18 protein-coding genes and 1 pseudogene are annotated in these 14,877 nt (G+C 61.8%); 16 read left to right on the plus strand and 3 right to left on the minus strand.

From position 1 onward, the window contains the following. Positions 1–4 precede the first annotated feature (4 nt). The 9 genes from AC1DN2_RS14585 (at position 5) to AC1DN2_RS14625 (ending at position 8,107) form a co-directional block, all read left to right on the plus strand. Positions 5–778 (plus strand): 1,6-dihydroxycyclohexa-2,4-diene-1-carboxylate dehydrogenase, encoded by a 774-nt coding sequence (locus tag AC1DN2_RS14585; protein ID WP_028276557.1) that lies wholly within the window; start codon positions 5–7, stop codon positions 776–778. Positions 779–817: 39 nt separating this feature from the next. Then, positions 818–1,402: a flavin reductase family protein gene (locus AC1DN2_RS14590; protein ID WP_476850857.1), complete on the plus strand. Its 585-nt coding sequence runs from the start codon at positions 818–820 to the stop codon at positions 1,400–1,402. 415 nt (positions 1,403–1,817) lie between these two features. Beyond that, entirely contained in the window at positions 1,818–2,480 is a 663-nt protein-coding gene (locus AC1DN2_RS14595) for a GntR family transcriptional regulator (protein WP_476850858.1), read from the plus strand. A 240-nt stretch (positions 2,481–2,720) separates the two neighbouring features. Further along, the gene (locus AC1DN2_RS14600; protein WP_476850859.1) at positions 2,721–3,470 is read left to right on the plus strand and encodes an amino acid ABC transporter ATP-binding protein; all 750 of its coding nucleotides are present in this window, start codon (positions 2,721–2,723) and stop codon (positions 3,468–3,470) included. Between the two features lie 40 nt (positions 3,471–3,510). After that, positions 3,511–4,380, plus strand: a complete 870-nt coding sequence (locus AC1DN2_RS14605) for a glutamate ABC transporter substrate-binding protein (protein WP_476850860.1) — start codon at positions 3,511–3,513, stop codon at positions 4,378–4,380. A gap of 10 nt (positions 4,381–4,390) precedes the next feature. Next, positions 4,391–5,035, plus strand: coding sequence for an amino acid ABC transporter permease (locus AC1DN2_RS14610; protein WP_476850861.1), 645 nt, complete (start codon positions 4,391–4,393; stop codon positions 5,033–5,035). Then, positions 5,032–5,895 carry an amino acid ABC transporter permease gene (locus AC1DN2_RS14615; protein WP_476850862.1) on the plus strand — a complete coding sequence of 288 codons (864 nt, stop codon included), beginning with the start codon at positions 5,032–5,034 and terminating at the stop codon, positions 5,893–5,895. Before AC1DN2_RS14610 ends, AC1DN2_RS14615 begins: the two co-directional genes overlap by 4 nt. Before the next feature lie 93 nt (positions 5,896–5,988). Continuing rightward, on the plus strand, positions 5,989–7,482 hold the full coding sequence (gene tcuA / locus AC1DN2_RS14620; RefSeq protein WP_476850863.1) for an FAD-dependent tricarballylate dehydrogenase TcuA: 1,494 nt from the start codon (positions 5,989–5,991) through the stop codon (positions 7,480–7,482). A 370-nt stretch (positions 7,483–7,852) separates the two neighbouring features. Continuing rightward, the gene (locus tag AC1DN2_RS14625; RefSeq protein ID WP_476850864.1) at positions 7,853–8,107 is read left to right on the plus strand and encodes a hypothetical protein; all 255 of its coding nucleotides are present in this window, start codon (positions 7,853–7,855) and stop codon (positions 8,105–8,107) included. A 451-nt stretch (positions 8,108–8,558) separates the two neighbouring features. On the opposite strand, the gene AC1DN2_RS14630 is transcribed toward AC1DN2_RS14625, so the two are convergent. Then, positions 8,559–8,936: a hypothetical protein gene (locus AC1DN2_RS14630; protein WP_028275079.1), complete on the minus strand. Its 378-nt coding sequence runs from the start codon at positions 8,934–8,936 to the stop codon at positions 8,559–8,561. Between the two features lie 327 nt (positions 8,937–9,263). Between AC1DN2_RS14630 and AC1DN2_RS14635 the strand changes: the two are divergent. From AC1DN2_RS14635 to AC1DN2_RS14665, 7 genes and pseudogenes are all read left to right on the plus strand, one after another. Next, positions 9,264–10,097, plus strand: a pseudogene (locus AC1DN2_RS14635) (IS30 family transposase); the annotation flags it as partial. Positions 10,098–10,180: 83 nt separating this feature from the next. Next, the gene (locus AC1DN2_RS14640; protein ID WP_476850952.1) at positions 10,181–10,717 is read left to right on the plus strand and encodes a P-loop NTPase family protein; all 537 of its coding nucleotides are present in this window, start codon (positions 10,181–10,183) and stop codon (positions 10,715–10,717) included. 53 nt (positions 10,718–10,770) lie between these two features. Then, positions 10,771–10,920, plus strand: coding sequence for a ribbon-helix-helix protein, CopG family (locus AC1DN2_RS14645; protein ID WP_476850865.1), 150 nt, complete (start codon positions 10,771–10,773; stop codon positions 10,918–10,920). Further along, a complete protein-coding gene (locus tag AC1DN2_RS14650; protein ID WP_476850866.1) occupies positions 10,917–11,312 on the plus strand; it encodes a VOC family protein in 396 nt (131 codons plus the stop codon). The genes AC1DN2_RS14645 and AC1DN2_RS14650 overlap by 4 nt, the downstream gene beginning before the upstream one ends. Positions 11,313–11,434: 122 nt before the next feature. Next, entirely contained in the window at positions 11,435–11,920 is a 486-nt protein-coding gene (locus tag AC1DN2_RS14655; protein ID WP_476850867.1) for a hypothetical protein, read from the plus strand. Between the two features lie 101 nt (positions 11,921–12,021). Continuing rightward, complete coding sequence (locus tag AC1DN2_RS14660) at positions 12,022–12,771, plus strand: phosphotransferase (RefSeq protein ID WP_476850868.1); 750 nt, start codon at positions 12,022–12,024, stop codon at positions 12,769–12,771. 60 nt (positions 12,772–12,831) lie between these two features. Beyond that, a complete protein-coding gene (locus AC1DN2_RS14665; protein ID WP_476850869.1) occupies positions 12,832–13,443 on the plus strand; it encodes a class I SAM-dependent methyltransferase in 612 nt (203 codons plus the stop codon). Between the two features lie 37 nt (positions 13,444–13,480). On the opposite strand, the gene AC1DN2_RS14670 is transcribed toward AC1DN2_RS14665, so the two are convergent. Continuing rightward, entirely contained in the window at positions 13,481–14,017 is a 537-nt protein-coding gene (locus AC1DN2_RS14670) for an N-acetyltransferase family protein (RefSeq protein ID WP_476850870.1), read from the minus strand. Next, on the minus strand, positions 14,014–14,649 hold the full coding sequence (locus AC1DN2_RS14675; RefSeq protein ID WP_476850871.1) for a nucleotidyltransferase family protein: 636 nt from the start codon (positions 14,647–14,649) through the stop codon (positions 14,014–14,016). The genes AC1DN2_RS14670 and AC1DN2_RS14675 overlap by 4 nt, the downstream gene beginning before the upstream one ends. Positions 14,650–14,877: the final 228 nt, after the last annotated feature.

Consider the following 14,877-nt stretch of genomic DNA (forward strand, 5'->3'; position numbering starts at 1 on the left):
AGCAATGCGTTTTACCGACAAGGTTGTTGTGGTGACCGGCGCTGCCCAAGGGATTGGTGCCGTCGTCGCCCGTAAGATTGCGGCCGAGGGAGGCACCCTAGTGCTGGCGGACCGGTCCGAGCTGGTCATTGAAGTGTGTGCTGAGCTGACGGCCAGTGATGCACCCGCACGATACTTCCTTTGCGATCTGGAAACTTATGCGGGCGCCGTGAAGCTGATGGCCTACGCCGTGGCAGAGTTCGGACGCATCGACATCCTGATCAACAACGTCGGCGGTACGATCTGGACCAAGCCCTACGAGCACTACGAGGAGGACGAGATCGAGGCCGAAGTGCGGCGCTCCCTCTTCCCCACGCTGTGGTGCTGCCGCGCAGTGCTGCCGCACATGGTCGAACGGACGGCCGGGGTCATCGTGAACGTCTCCTCGATAGCCACCCGAAGCATCAATCGCGTTCCATACGCGTCGTCCAAGGGTGGGGTCAACGCTCTGACCGCGTCGCTGGCGTTCGAAGCCGCTCCGAAGGGTATCCGGGTAGTGGCCACCGCGCCCGGCGGCACCGAAGCTCCGCCGCGGAAGGTCCCGCGCAACCCGAACGCGCAGTCCGCCCAGGAAGAGACGTGGTACCAGCAGATCGTGGACCAGACCACCGAAAGCACCCTCTTCAAGCGGTACGGCACGCTGGAAGAGCAGGCAGCTCCGATCCTGTTCATGGCCTCTGACGACGCCAGCTACATCACTGGCGCGGTGCTGCCGGTGGGCGGCGGGGACCTTGGGTAAATTCAGCGCGGCCTGAACAACAGCAGAAAGGAGAAGTCGATGACTCAGGAAGTCATGGGATGCATTGAAGAACGAGAATTGCGCCACGCCTTTGGCACGTTCGCCACCGGTGTCACGGTGGTCACCACCCGGACGGACGACGGCGTTCCGCACGGCGCCACCGTCAGCGCCTTCACTGCGGTATCCCTCGACCCGCCGCTTGCCCAGGTCACACTGACCCGGTCCTCGCGCGGCTCCCGGTATCTGGAAGCTGCGCCCTTCGCTATCAACATCCTGTCGGTAGAACAAAAGGATGTGGCCCTGCACTTCGCTGGCAAAGTCCTTGACGCGGAACCGGAATGGACGCTGGACGGCAACGTCCCGGTGCTGACGGGGAACGCCGCGACGCTTAAGTGCCGGCCGTGGAATATCTACGACGGCGGCGACCACATCATCGTCGTCGGCGAGGTCATCACACTGGACGTCACCAAGCGGGAACCCCTCGTGTTGTTCGGCGGCGAGTTCCACAATCCAGGAGGACGGATCGAGGGTGCCCGGCGGGATAACTCCGGCGATGCTCCCGAATCGGACTGGTTCGCCGGCTCCAGCTCCTTCAGGCCGCTTCACGACCGGACACCTGTCTAATCTGACCGGCCCTGCAGGGCGCAGCGATCTACATGTCGGGCTATGCGACTCAGTCTCCCGAGTAAATGACCTCGGCCAAACTCAGGCTCGCCACGGCCTCCCTGGGCAAGCCCGGAACCAAAGTCGGCGATCTCTGCACCGAACTCGGCATCACCCGCCAGACCCTGTACCGGCACGTATCACCGACGGGCGAGGTCCGCCCGGATGGCAAAAGTTGCTGGCGAAGAACTAGGCCGGCAGCGGCCGAACAATACCGATTCATGCACCATCCGGATGGAAAGGACAACACATCTTGGACTCGCGCGTATCCACTGGAATACTATGAGGGTCCGGGCGATGGCTCGGGTCTGCGAACTGGCGGGACCGAGTGGCGGCGTAAGCCTCCCTTCCGAGTCGCCACTGTGGAAGGAAAGTTGTGTCACCTGGTTCTGAAACGATGCGGCACGACGGGGATTCGATCTACGCCCAGCTGCGCTCTGAAATCCTGGCCGGTGCAATTGCTCCGGCCACTCCCTTGCGGGAAGTTACCTTGGGGGAACGCTTCGGTGTCTCCCGCACGCCGGTGCGCGAGGCTCTTCGCCGCCTCCAGCACGACCGTCTTCTGGATCGCGGCGCCCGTGGACTGCAGGTCCATCAGGCAACACCCCAGGAAGTCATCCAGGTCTATGACGTGCGGATTCTTTTGGAACAGGAGGCGGCCGGGCAGGCGGCCCTGTCCCACGACATCACTGACATTATGCAGCTCGAAGGCCTGGTGGAACGTGACCGCGCACTTTCGGAGCCGGATGACAACACCCGGGCGTCGACGAACCTGGAGTTCCACGCTGCCGTCTGGGCGGCTGCGCACAATCCCGTCCTCCAGGATCTCCTGCAGCGGCTGTCCACCCACTTGATCCGCACGCCGCACTCGACTCTGTCTGTGGGAGAGCGTTGGGACGAGGCCCTGGCCGAGCATTCGAAGCTGGTCGCGGCCATCACCGCCGGCGACGAAACTGGTGCGCGGAACACCGCACGCGAACACATGGAGACAGCCCGTCGGATCAGGCTCGACCTGCTGCGGAAATCGGCCTCCCACTAAGATCACCGCCAGGCTCTCCGGCTAGCTCTCCGGGCCCCGATGCGCCAGCTTTTCTGCCTTCTCCCGGGCATCAGCCCGGTGCTGCCACCCTTGCGCCCACCGCTGCCATTGGTAACTGCCGCGGCGGTGGGCGAGACCTCCACACCCATCCAAGACTCGTAATGACTTGCCGTGATTGCGGTCACCATGCCACACTGTACTTCACTGTATACAGTCGTATTCCATCAAAGGAGATAGATCATGACAGCCATCACGGAGACGGACACCGTCGTTGAGTTCCGCGGAGTCGGCAAGCGCTTTGGCAGCATGCAGGCCCTGACCGGCATTGATTTGTCGGTGCGCCGTGGCGAGGTGGTCGTCATCCTTGGCCCGTCAGGGTCGGGCAAATCGACGCTGTGCCGGTGCATCAACCGGCTCGAAGCGATCGACGAGGGCCACATTCTCATCGACGGCCACGAACAGCCGGTGGAGGGCAGGGATCTGTACAAGTTCCGTACCGAAGTGGGGATGGTCTTTCAGTCCTTCAACCTCTTCTCCCACAAGACCATCCTGGAGAACATCACCCTCGCCCCACGGAAAATTCTCGGCCTGGCCAAACAGGCGGCAGAGACGCGGGCCCACGAACTGCTCGCCATGGTCGGCATCGCCGACAAGGCACACAGCAGGCCTGCCCAGCTCTCCGGAGGCCAGAAGCAGCGCGCGGCCATCGCCCGCGCACTGGCCATGGATCCCAAGGTCCTGCTCTTTGATGAACCGACGTCGGCGCTCGATCCGGAATCCACCCGCGAGGTTCTGGCGACCATGCGGAGCCTCGCGCAGAGCGGCACGACGATGATCGTCGTGACCCACGAGATGTCGTTCGCGCGGGCCTTCGCGGACCGGATCGTGTTCATGGCCTCCGGAGCCATCGTGGAAATTGCCGACCCTGAAACGTTTTTCACCTCCCCTTCCTCGGACCGGGCCAAAGCCTTCCTCTCCTCGGTCCATTAACAGCACCAGTGCAACGACGCACCCACCCTAAGGAGTCACCATGAAACGCGAGCACTTCCTGCCGGCCCTGGCCATCGCCGGCGCATTGGTCCTGGGCACCACAGCCTGCGGCGGCAGCACCCCGGCCGCCGAGACCCAACCGGCCCGGAGCTTCCCGGCCAACAGCACGATGGACAAGATCCAGAAACGCGGCAAAGTGATCGTCGGGGTCAAATTCGACCAGCCGCTCTTTGGCGTGAAGAATCCGGTCACCGGCAAGATGGAAGGCCTGGACATTGAGATGGCCAGAATCCTGGCCAAGGACCTCACCGGCAGTGCAGAGAATGTCGAGTTCGTTGAGGCGGTCACCAAAAACCGTGAGGCGTTCCTGCAGCAGAACAAGGTCGACGCCGTGATCGCCTCCTACGCAGTGACGGACGAACGGAAGAAAGTCGTCAGTTTCGCCGGACCCTACCTTGAGAGCAACGTGGCCCTGCTGGTACGCAAGGACGACAGCTCAGTGAACAAACCCGAGGACCTCCAGGGAAAGACCGTGTGTTCCACCACCGGCGCCCGCGCGGCCCAGCTCATCGGTGCGGCCGTGCCCGCGGCCAACGTGGTCCTGTTCAGCACCTACAGTGAATGCGCGCAGGCACTGAAGGATAAGAGGGTCGACGCGGTGACCACGACCGAGGCAATCCTGCTCGGTGTCCAGTCCCAGAATCCGGATGCCTACCGCATCGCGGACGGCCATTTGGCCGATGCCGAGGAATTTGCCATCGGCGTGGCCAAGGACGATGCAGCATTTCATGACTACCTCGATCAGCTCCTGACCAAGGCCATCGCGGACGGGGACTGGAAGAAGGCCTACGACGCCACGATCGGCCAGGTCAAGCCCGGCGATGTTACCCCGCCCAAAGTAACGCTGTAGGGATCCGCTGATGTCATTCCTTCTCAATCACCTCGGCGATTTTGGCCAGGGCGTGATGGTGACTCTGGGACTCGTTCTCCTGGGGGCCGCCGGTTCGGTGCTCCTGGGGACACTGCTCGCCGCACTGCGGACGAGCCCCATCAGGACGGCCCGGGGTGTTTCCTCGGCCTACGTGCTGATTTTCCGGAACGTGCCGCTTCCCGTGCAGATGGTGCTGTTTGTCTTCGGACTGCCGGTCCTGGGCATCCAGTACTCGCTCTACGCCTCGGCCGCCATCGTCCTGGTGCTCTACACCGCGCCGTTCGTAGCCGAAACCCTGCGCGCGGGCCTGAACACCGTGGACCGCGGCGAGCTGGAAGCCGGACGCGCCCTGGGCTTCGGGCCGATGGCCTCACTGAATCACATCGTCCTCCCGCAGGCCTTCGCCACGGTGACCAGACCGCTTGGCAACGTCTTCATCACCATGGTCAAGAACACCTCGGTCGCTGCCCTGGTGGGGGTATCCGAACTGACGTTCCTTTCGGACAAGATCGCGGTGGATGAGGCACAACCGTTCATTATCTTCGGCGGGGCCGCCCTCTGCTACCTCGCCATCGGGCTGGTCATCGGCCGGCTCGTATCCGCAGTCGATCAGAAGGTGGCGTTCAGCCGATGAGTACCGTATCGCTTTTTGACCCGGCCGGTCCGCGCGCCAAACGCCGCCACCTGCTCCTGGAAATCCTCACCGCCCTCATCGTGATCGCCGGCGCCTATCTGGTCTTCCGCGTCCTCTACGACAAAGGCGAGCTGAGCGCCGCGGCGTGGGCCCCGTTCGCCGAGCCCGGACTCTGGGCGCTTCTCGGCCAGGGGCTGTGGAACAACATTGCGGCCGCAGCCGTCGGCATGGTGCTGTCCATGATCACCGGATGCCTCCTGGCCTTCGGACTCGTCTCCACACACGCACCTCTGCGCCGGACCTGCCGGGTCTACACGGACGTCTTCAGCAGCATCCCCCTGCTCCTACTGCTCTACTTCACGTCCCTGGTGCTGCCCAACTACGGCCTCAAACTCGGGGACTTCTGGTTCCTGGTCATCGCGCTGACCCTGTACAGCGGGGCCGTCATCGGTGACCTGCTGCGCTCCGGGATCCTCGCGCTGCCGCCCGGTCAGGCCGAGGCCTCCCTCGCACTGGGTTTCTCCCACGTCGGGACGCTGCGCCTGGTCCTGCTCCCGCAGGCCCTGCGGTCCATGAGTCCTGCCCTCGTGAGCCAGCTCATCATCCTCTTCAAGGGAACAGCGCTGGCCTTTGTGCTCGGCGGCTACATGGAACTCCTGAGGTCCGCCACCGTCATCGGCCAGTACTACACCCGGTCCCTGCTGCAGGCCCAGTTTGTTGCCGCCCTGGGATTCCTGGTCGTCAACATCGCCCTCGGCGCCCTCGCCGTGGCCCTGGAGCGCCGCCAAAACCGCCTCGCCGCCCATGAACCGCTCCCCGTGACAGCGGCAGAGCCAGCCCCCGTACCGGCCCACCGCTAACACCCCGGACGCGCTCCTACCCCCAAATCACCCCTATCTAACTGTGTATACAGTCGAATACCCAAGAATTCAACATGAAGGAGACAGAAAACAATGGCTGATCAGAACGAACCTGCAGCGGGAAACCTCACCAAGGCCGACGTGATCGTCGTCGGCGGCGGAAATGCCGGATTCACGGCGGCCCACGCCGCTGCCGTCCGCGGACGAAAAGTCATCCTGCTCGAAAAGGGCACCAAAGACATGGCCGGCGGCAACAGCTTCTACACCGCCGGCGCCACACGCATCGTCCACAACGGCCTGGATGACCTCCAAGGGCTCGTGGAACCGGACGAACGGCAAAGCCGGACCGTCGTTCCGCCCTACAGCGCTGAGGAATACGCGTCTGACCTGGAAAAGGTCACCGAAGGCCGCAACGACCCGGCACTGACGGAAGTCCTCATTGCCGAGAGCCAGTCCACCCTTCGGTGGCTCAACAGCCTGGGCCTGAAGTACCGCCTGATGTACGAGCGTCAGGCCTTCGAGCGTGCCGACGGGTCCTACCTCTTCTGGGGCGGCCTGCACGTGGGAAACGTGGGCGGCGGCGAAGGCCTGATCGAAGACCACACCCGGGTCGCTGCAGAGCTGGGCATCGAAGTCAGGTACGGCCACGCGGCCCAAAGCCTCATCGTTGAGAACGGCCGTGTAGCCGGCGTCGTCGTCAACACCGCTGGAGGGGAACTGCGCCTGAGGGCAGAATCCGTGATCCTCGCCGCCGGAGGCTTCGAGGCGGACCCGAAGCGGCGGCGGGAGTACTTGGGCGAAGGCTGGGAAAACGCCAAGGTACGCGGCACTCCCTACAACACCGGCGACATGATCGCCGCAGCGTTGGAGATCGGCGCCACCAAGGGCGGAGACTGGGGCAGCTGCCACAGCGTCCAGTGGGATGCCTTTACCGCCACTAACGAAAGCAACCGCGAACTCACCAACCGCCTCACCCGGCAAAGCTACCCGTTTGGAATCATCGTCAACACCGACGGCAAGCGTTTCCTGGACGAGGGTGCCGACTTCCGGAACTACACGTACGCCAAGTACGGCAAGGAAATCCTCAAGCAGCCCGGCTCGGTTGCGTACCAGATCTTCGACGCCGGCCTTCGGCCCATGCTGCGCAGCGAAGAATACGAGATGCCCGGCATCTCTGTCGAGGTCGCCGACACCCTCGAGGACCTGGCCGTCAAAATCGGCATAGACCCGGAAAGCTTGTCCAAAACAGTGACGGACTTCAACAGCTCGATCGAGCGCTCCACCCCGTTCGACCCCAACGTTAAGGATGGCCGGAAGGCCGCAACCGAACCGGTCAAGAGCAACTGGGCCGCCCCGATCGAAACCGGACCCTTCTACGCCTACGGCGTCACCTGCGGAATCACGTTCACCTTCGGTGGCATCAAGTCCGACACCCACGGCCGCGTCCTGGACGCAGAGGGCAAGCACATCGAAGGCCTGTTCGTGGCAGGTGAAATGCTCGGCGGACTATTCAGCGTCAACTACCCGGGGGGCACCGGACTTGCTGCCGGGTGCGTCTTTGGGCGGCGGGCGGGCGTCCTGGCGTAGGGCACGGATCCACTGCACTTCTCCTCAAAAACCCGGGCGGGCCACCGCCGGCTTCACTCGCTCCGACGCTCGTCGCAGTGACCGGGACTGAGGGAGAGCCGGCTCTTGACGGCGAAACCTCCCCGGGAGATTTGCCCTGATGTTCCGGACCAAAACGGGTCTCCCGAGCGGACCATCACCACCGACTGCCGGCCCTATGCCCGGCACAGATGGGCGCTCTTCCCGCACTCCATCGCAACAGGCAGCCCGATAGTCGGGCGTGGGAAGAGAGCCCATATGGAGGAGGCAGGGTGGCGGAAACGCCGCCCTGCCACCTCCCCCGACGCTCAAACGATTCCGACACCGCAGTCGCCCCAACCAAGGACAACCCATGACGCCCCGATCGTCCGGATCTCATACAGAAATCCGGAAACCCGCCCCCATTGCCAACTGGTCCAAGCTCTCACGGGCCGACTACGTGCAAATCCGCCAGCACGGGGAAGTCATCGCTACCGGGCGCATCGACATGCTGGCAGCTGACGGCAGCGTGCTTTGGCTCCATCTCGCGGGCGGCAACGAACGCGCCATCCTTCTCCAGAGTGACGGGCTAAGAATCTACCGAAGCCACCGCGGCGCAGCCAACTGACGGAACAGCTTCATCCCAGGACCGTGCTGGTGCTGCAACGCGCGGCCCGACAACAGCCGAACCGGATCATGGAACCCGGCCACCAGACATTCGGCTAACGTCACGATGACCGGTTCATAGTGCAGAGGACTTCTGACATTCCGTGCCTCGACTGCTGAAAATGACAACCTTCGAAGCCCATGTGTGAAAGACCACGCTGTCTCAGTAATTGATCGTTATTGAGAACGGCGGGACCACACCTTTGGCTCCTTATGCGCGCTATCGTGTGGCATGAGCTGTGGAGTTGGTCGCTCTGTGGCGGCGTTTTTTGGTCGGTCCGTGTCGCAACAGTGCCCGTAAGGCGAGCACCTATTCCCAATACATCGCAGCCGCACGTGAGCAGAGGCGCATCTCATGACCGCCGACACGAAACGCCGAGGCTAGTCGACGCACCGGATCGCGTCGCAGACGGTCACGGCTGGGCGTGACGCTCCAACGCGTCCAGAGTCGTCTCGGGCGATGTGTTGAAGCAGAAGGTGATTCCGGGCGATTCCGCATTGCACACGTTGATGATCCGCTCGAAGAGCTCGGTGTACTCCGGGATCATCCTGATGCCGCCCCCGATCATCACGAGGCCGAAACGATCACGACCGAACGCCGAGCGAATCTCTGCTTCGGCCTCGTCCGGGGAGGTGCCGATCAGGCAGTTGACGGCGTCGAAGCCGGCGGCCGTAGTGGCCCCGAACCCCGCTTCGATCCGTTCGGTCATCGTGGCCTCGTCGAGGCCAGGAGGCAGCTTGCTATAGTCGAGGGCTCGCGCGTGGATGCCGATCATGAGGATTCGAGTCATGGGCCTCATTGTGGCATGCACCCGAAACACTTGGCTGCGGGCCCGCTGGATCCTTGCTCGACCCGCCCCGCCCCAGATGAGCTGTTCCTGTAGTGCAGAGGACTCGTGACGTTCCGTGCAGACGACTTCGGAAAATGACATTGGTGGGCCGGCTCCAGGTTTGCGAACCGCCCGTTAGACGATCCTTGAGTTCTTGCGGTGATTGCAACACTTAGCGGATGGGTGTTGTCGTGGCGACGTATTCAATTTATGTAAGACCGGATCTTCTGCAGCTGTTTTGGGCCGGGATGCAGGCCGGTGATTTCATCACTGACGCCGTTGCGCCGATACCGGGCGACGGCGGCCCACGCGCTGGCGTATGAGCGGGCTGCGCGGCCGAAACCGGCGAAACTGCACACGAACACGGTGTTGCGTGCGAAGGTGGAAGAGGACCTGAAAAAGAAGTACTCGCCGGAGCAGATCGCAGGACGCCTGCAGGTTGAGTTTCCCGATGAGCCGGAGCTGCGGGTGTCACCTGAGACCATTTACCAGTCCCTCTACGTTCAGTCCCGCGGAGCACTCAACCGCGATCTGGCCGCGTGTTTACGCACCGGACGTGCACTCAGGCAGCCCTGCAGGAAGGCCGGCCAACGGAAGAACCGGATCCCGGGGATGATCAATATCTCCGAGCGGCCGCCCGAGGTTCAGGACCGTGCGGTGCCGGGGCATTGGGAGGGCGACCTCATCATCGGCAAGGGCAACCAGTCCGCGATCGGGACCCTCGTGGAGAGAACCACCAACTACACGATGCTCGTTCATCTGCCGGATGGATACAAAGCAGAACAAATGCGCGACGCCCTGGCAGCCAAGATCAAGACGCTCCCCGGGGCGCTGAGGCACTCCCTCACCTGGGACCAAGGCATCGAAATGCAGGACTGGAAGAGCGTGAAAATAGACGCCGGCATCGACATCTACTTCTGCGACCCGCACTCACCCTGGCAGCGCGGCATCAACGAAAACACGAATGGCCTGCTCCGCCAGTACTTCCCGAAAGGCACGGACCTGAGCATCCACAGCGCCGAAGACCTCGACTGGGTCGCACAGGAACTCAACGACCGACCACGCAAAAGACTAGAGTTCAGAAAACCGATCGAATTGATCGAAGGACTCCTGTTGCAATGACCGCCTGAATCCGCCGATCCATGCATTCTTTGCCCCTGGTCACACCCGATAATTAAGTCATGCAGCGTGGGAGGGTTCATGTGATGGGGGCGAGTGGTAGTGGTACGACGTCGCTCGGTCGGGCGTTGGCTGACCATTGGTCGGTTCCTCATGCGGACGCCGACGACTATTTCTGGGTGCCCACCGTCCCGCCGTACGTCGAGAAGCGTCCTGAGAACGCTCGGCGGGCTCTGATGCGCGACGTTTTCGTTCCGCGGGAGGGCTGGGTCTTGTCCGGGTCAATGATGGGCTGGGGTGAGAGCATCGTTGCAGAGTGCGACGCCGTGGTCTTTTTGACGCTTGACCCTCGTGAGCGATTGCGACGCCTCGAGGCCCGCGAGGTCCATCGACGGGCCGGCCAGGACTTCGATGAGGCGGCGTGGTCCGGCTTCCTGGACTGGGCAAAACGTTACGACGATCCGGCGTTCGACGGTAGAAGCCGCGCAGCTCATGAGGCATGGCTTGACCAACTTGACCTGCCGGTGCTGCGCCTGGGCAGCGAGCGGCCGTTAGACGAACTCTGCGATGCCGTGTTGAGTTGGGACGCTTGTAAGTCGCCGGGAAGCCCAACCGTCCGTTGACGGATCGTCGAAACCCCTTGTCTCTACATTGCTAGATTGCTAGCATCCTAGCTATGGCCGATAAGACTCAGTTCAACATCTACTTGCCGCCACAGCTGGTCAGGCAGGTGAAGCACGCCGCTATCGAGCGTGGGTTGTCATTGTCATCGTTTGTAGAAGAGGCGCTAACTGAGGCTCTAAACAAGGAAGGGTCGAGCAAATGAAAGTCACTCCAATTCGTTTTGTGCGGAACATCGAGCTCGCAAATAGGTTCTATTCCGCGCTAGGACTGCACGAAAATGCTGCAGCCACAAGCGGAACCTGGGCGGACTTGCGCGGCGGCGGTGGTCAGCTGGGACTACACATCGCTGAAACGGAAACCACCCATGCAGATGCCAGAGCCGTGGCACTGCAATTCACAAGCGACGAAAAGCTGGAGCTCTCCGCAAAGCGGCTCACGGACGCGGGCTACATGCCATCAGACATCATGGACGAAACCTTCGGCCGATATTTCACAGTCGAGGACCCTGATGGATACCTCATCCAGGTGAACGAGTTGGACGAAGAGTTCAGCAGCCTCAGCTATGAGACACGAGAGTCTTCGGCCCTGAAGTAGAAACCGGCTCGCTAATCTGACAGCGCCAACCCAAGTGAACGGATGACCCCGTGCTTTTGAATCCTGCAACTACGGCGCTGAATGACCGAGGGTCCGGTGGAGGATGCCTTTAGGAGGGGTACGTGACGCACCGGGCCGGCTCATTAAGGAACAATGGTCGCAGTTCCAATCAGGAGGCAGAAGCTTTGAAAAGGTTCTATATTGCGTCGAGCTTCAGGAATATCGTAAACGTCCGGTACGTCGCGCAAACCTTGGAAAGCAAGGGCTACGTCAACACGTACGACTGGACCCAGAACGCGTCGGCGCGCGATGCGGGTACAGTCACCCTCGGCGATCTGCCCTCCATCGGGCAGCATGAGAGAGATGCAGTGATAGGTGCCGACATCGTCGTAATCCTGCTTCCAGGCGGGAAGGGCACGCATGTTGAGCTTGGCCTCGCGATCGCTCAAGGCAGAAGGACAATCCTGCATTCGCCGGACGAAGTCATCAACAACCTTGAGACCACCAGCACGTTTTACCACCTACCTGAGTTGGAGAAGTGCCACGGAACTCTAGACGACCTCTTAGCTATGATCGTCGGCCGAGAACTGACCGTTGCCGCTGTCTGACTCGATTCGTGTCGCAGTGAGGGATCCCTTAGCGGGGCGCGTATTGGCTCCGCCCGGGAGATGGCTTGGCCAGTTTGTTTGCACGCAGTAGCGTTCTTCGGGTGAATGAGGAAGCTGAAGAACTTGTAGGCGGAAACGCCTCAGAGAGTGTCGTTCGTATTGGCGATACGGTCCGCAAACCGTGGCTGGAAAACTCTGCCATCGTCCAGAAGTACCTGAAAGCTCTACAGGTAGCTGGCGTTGACGTCCCCAAACCCCTGGGCCAGGATCACGCTGAGCGACATGTCATCGAGTACGTCGAGGGTGTATCTGCGATGGACCAGTTGCCGCTACGGCAGGATGACCTCTTGCGGGTCGGCCGTTTGATTCGCCAGATGCACGATGCGAGCGAAGGATTTGGTCTCCCGGATACGACCGAATGGAACCTTCTGCTTCCTGCCGAGAATCCGAACCTGATGTGCCACAACGACCTGGCGCCGTGGAACCTCATTATGGGCGAACGGTGGGTGTTCATCGATTGGGACGCAGCGGGGCCGAGTACGCGCCTCTGGGACCTTGCATATGCAGCTCAGTCCTTTGGAATGCTCTTTGAAGGCCAACCGGTTCCAGAGGCAGCCGCGAGGCTGCGCGCTGTTATCGACGGTTATGAGGCTAACGAAGTCCTACGAGAAGCGTTGCCCGAGGCCCTAGGAAGGAGGACGGCGGCCATGCACGAGCTGTTGAAGTCCTCATATGAATCCGGATTCCAGCCTTGGGCAGAAATGTACGTCAGTGGACACGGCGAGCACTGGCACGCCGCGGCTGACTATGTCTTACGCAATCAAGGCGCCTGGAAACAAGCCCTGACCTAGATTGCTGCTGGCCTGCAGAGATCCGATGAAGGATCGGGTAGCGGTCACCAAGGGTGACATTTGAGCGGTGCGAAAAGTCCGCCATTTCAGACAGAGATCTACGTCGAGCGGACGGCAGGCGTAGGAACAGTGACGGTCTCAGAAGCGATGCTTGCTTTCGCGCGGCGTCGGCAAGGAGCGGATGCCGTGGACTGGATCCTCGGCGACAGCCGCGCCATCCCTCCCAAGAATTTCGATGTCGCCGTGCTGACGGGCAATGTCGTCCAGCACATCCTTGATCCGGAGTGGCAACGCACGTTGCTGGATCTCCGCGCTCATCTGCGAACAGGTGGAGTGTTGGCCTTTGACAGCAGAAACCCCGTAGCCCGTGAGTGGGAGAGTTGGGGCACGCAGGAGCGCTCTCGCCGCGACACCCCACATGGGCCGCTCCTCGAGTGGGCAGACGTGTCCGAGCCCGACGAGGGCGTCGTTACCGCCAGGTTCCACAACCAGTTCCTGCAAACCGGTGAAAGTGTGACAGAGACGGCGCGCTTCGCTTTCCGCCACGCTGACACCCTTGGACAGCAGCTCGCCGCAGCCGGCTTCGAGGTGGAAGCCGTTTACCAGGACTGGGCTCGCACAACATTCACCCCTGACGCACCCTTCATGGTGTTCATTGCACACGCCCGCTGACGGATCGATACCGGGCGCTGCCGGCCGTTTCGGGAGCCTAGCTTAGGGGCAGGGTCATGAGGACCTCGTCTTGGTCACCCTCCGGCAAGCGGAGGGCTCCTGGCCAACGCCCGATTTCCTGCCACCCGCATGACCTGTAGAAGTCTTCAAGGCCCATGCCTGAACGTAATTCTAGGTGCAGTTGGTCAAGGGCTAAGTCCTCGGTGGCAGCTCGGGCTACCTCGGCCATGAGTGCACGCCCGACGCCGCGCTTCCTGAAGCCAAGTGCGGTCTGGACGCGAAGTACTCGTGCCCAGTGCGCTGTGAGCTCGCTGGAATTACCGGCCAGGAACAGCCATCCAGCCAGCTCACCGTTGATAGACGCCAGCAGGAGCCGATTGGCCGATTCATCGAGCGACTGAACCATGGCATCAAGTGAAGACCGGACTTGCTCATCGGAAACCGGTGGGAATGGGAAACCCACGGCTCCGCCCGCGTTGGTGACGTCCCGCCAACACTCCAGAAGTTGTCTTCGAACAACTGGATCGACCATAGCCGGGGCTGCCATCCACCGCATTTGAAGTGGGTCGGTCATGATTGCGATCCGCCAGTTGTTGTGGTCGGCACCAGTACTTCATTGAAGGATCTGGCCGTGGGCCACGGCAGTACTGTTAGCGAGGGCCATTCAGCACTCCACCTTTTGGTTTTCGTCTCGTACACAGCCTGGGGTGCAAGCACCGGGTTTGGCACTACCTTCCGTGCGAACAGGTCATCGTAGCCGTGGGGTGCGTATGTGGTGAGGACTCCCGCCCTATCTGAGGTGACGGCGAAGCAGCAGGTCTTCGCGGCGAAATGATCGATCGCATCAGCGGTGCTGGTGAAGGGGATGGCCGGAACGCCAAAGTGATCCTCGTACCAAAGGTGAACGCGGGCTTCGTTGCGAACTTCGACGTCGACATCCAGATCTTTGAACAGCTCACGCGCCCGCAGAATCACCGCGTTTTCCGCCTCGTAGGAGGTGTCCTCGTCGAAGTAGAACAGGTCGTAGTCCCGGATGCCGGCTCGGGGATTCTTCCCTTCCAGCACGTTCCACACGGTTTGGAACAACGCCCCGGCAGTCAGCCACCAGTCAGAGACGCCAAGAAGCGGCGCCAGATTAAGTATTTGCCCGTTGACCGGGTTCTTGTCGATATAGGCCAGAAAGAGCTGCTCGTCATTGGTGGTCACAGGATCATCCTGCCCCACCCTTGGTCCCACCCCGCTGAGTATCGGGCTTTCGCTTCACCCGGACCGGTCTAGATACGGACGGTACTCGGCCGCAAATTTGGCGAGGTCTTGAGTACGTGGCTGCGGCGTCGTCCTGTAGGGGGCGTCCCATATGGACGTCGGCGAAACGTTCCGCAAAAACCCAAGGATCCTTTAATGGCCAGCCCTGTTTCGTGGCTAGTCGCAGGC

Source organism: Arthrobacter sp. 01L42 (assembly GCF_056400005.1).

Bases quoted from the DNA above. Each gene is read 5' to 3' on its own strand.
- AC1DN2_RS14585 (WP_028276557.1), top strand. From the start codon at position 5: ATGCGTTTTACCGACAAGGTTGTTGTGGTGACCGGCGCTGCCCAAGGG.
- AC1DN2_RS14590 (WP_476850857.1), top strand. From the start codon at position 818: ATGACTCAGGAAGTCATGGGATGCATTGAAGAACGAGAATTGCGCCAC.
- AC1DN2_RS14600 (WP_476850859.1), top strand. From the start codon at position 2,721: ATGACAGCCATCACGGAGACGGACACCGTCGTTGAGTTCCGCGGAGTC.
- AC1DN2_RS14605 (WP_476850860.1), top strand. From the start codon at position 3,511: ATGAAACGCGAGCACTTCCTGCCGGCCCTGGCCATCGCCGGCGCATTG.
- AC1DN2_RS14610 (WP_476850861.1), top strand. From the start codon at position 4,391: ATGTCATTCCTTCTCAATCACCTCGGCGATTTTGGCCAGGGCGTGATG.
- AC1DN2_RS14615 (WP_476850862.1), top strand. From the start codon at position 5,032: ATGAGTACCGTATCGCTTTTTGACCCGGCCGGTCCGCGCGCCAAACGC.
- tcuA (WP_476850863.1), top strand. From the start codon at position 5,989: ATGGCTGATCAGAACGAACCTGCAGCGGGAAACCTCACCAAGGCCGAC.
- AC1DN2_RS14625 (WP_476850864.1), top strand. From the start codon at position 7,853: ATGACGCCCCGATCGTCCGGATCTCATACAGAAATCCGGAAACCCGCC.
- AC1DN2_RS14630 (WP_028275079.1), bottom strand. From the start codon at position 8,936: ATGACTCGAATCCTCATGATCGGCATCCACGCGCGAGCCCTCGACTAT.
- AC1DN2_RS14640 (WP_476850952.1), top strand. From the start codon at position 10,181: ATGGGGGCGAGTGGTAGTGGTACGACGTCGCTCGGTCGGGCGTTGGCT.
- AC1DN2_RS14645 (WP_476850865.1), top strand. From the start codon at position 10,771: ATGGCCGATAAGACTCAGTTCAACATCTACTTGCCGCCACAGCTGGTC.
- AC1DN2_RS14650 (WP_476850866.1), top strand. From the start codon at position 10,917: ATGAAAGTCACTCCAATTCGTTTTGTGCGGAACATCGAGCTCGCAAAT.
- AC1DN2_RS14670 (WP_476850870.1), bottom strand. From the start codon at position 14,017: ATGACCGACCCACTTCAAATGCGGTGGATGGCAGCCCCGGCTATGGTC.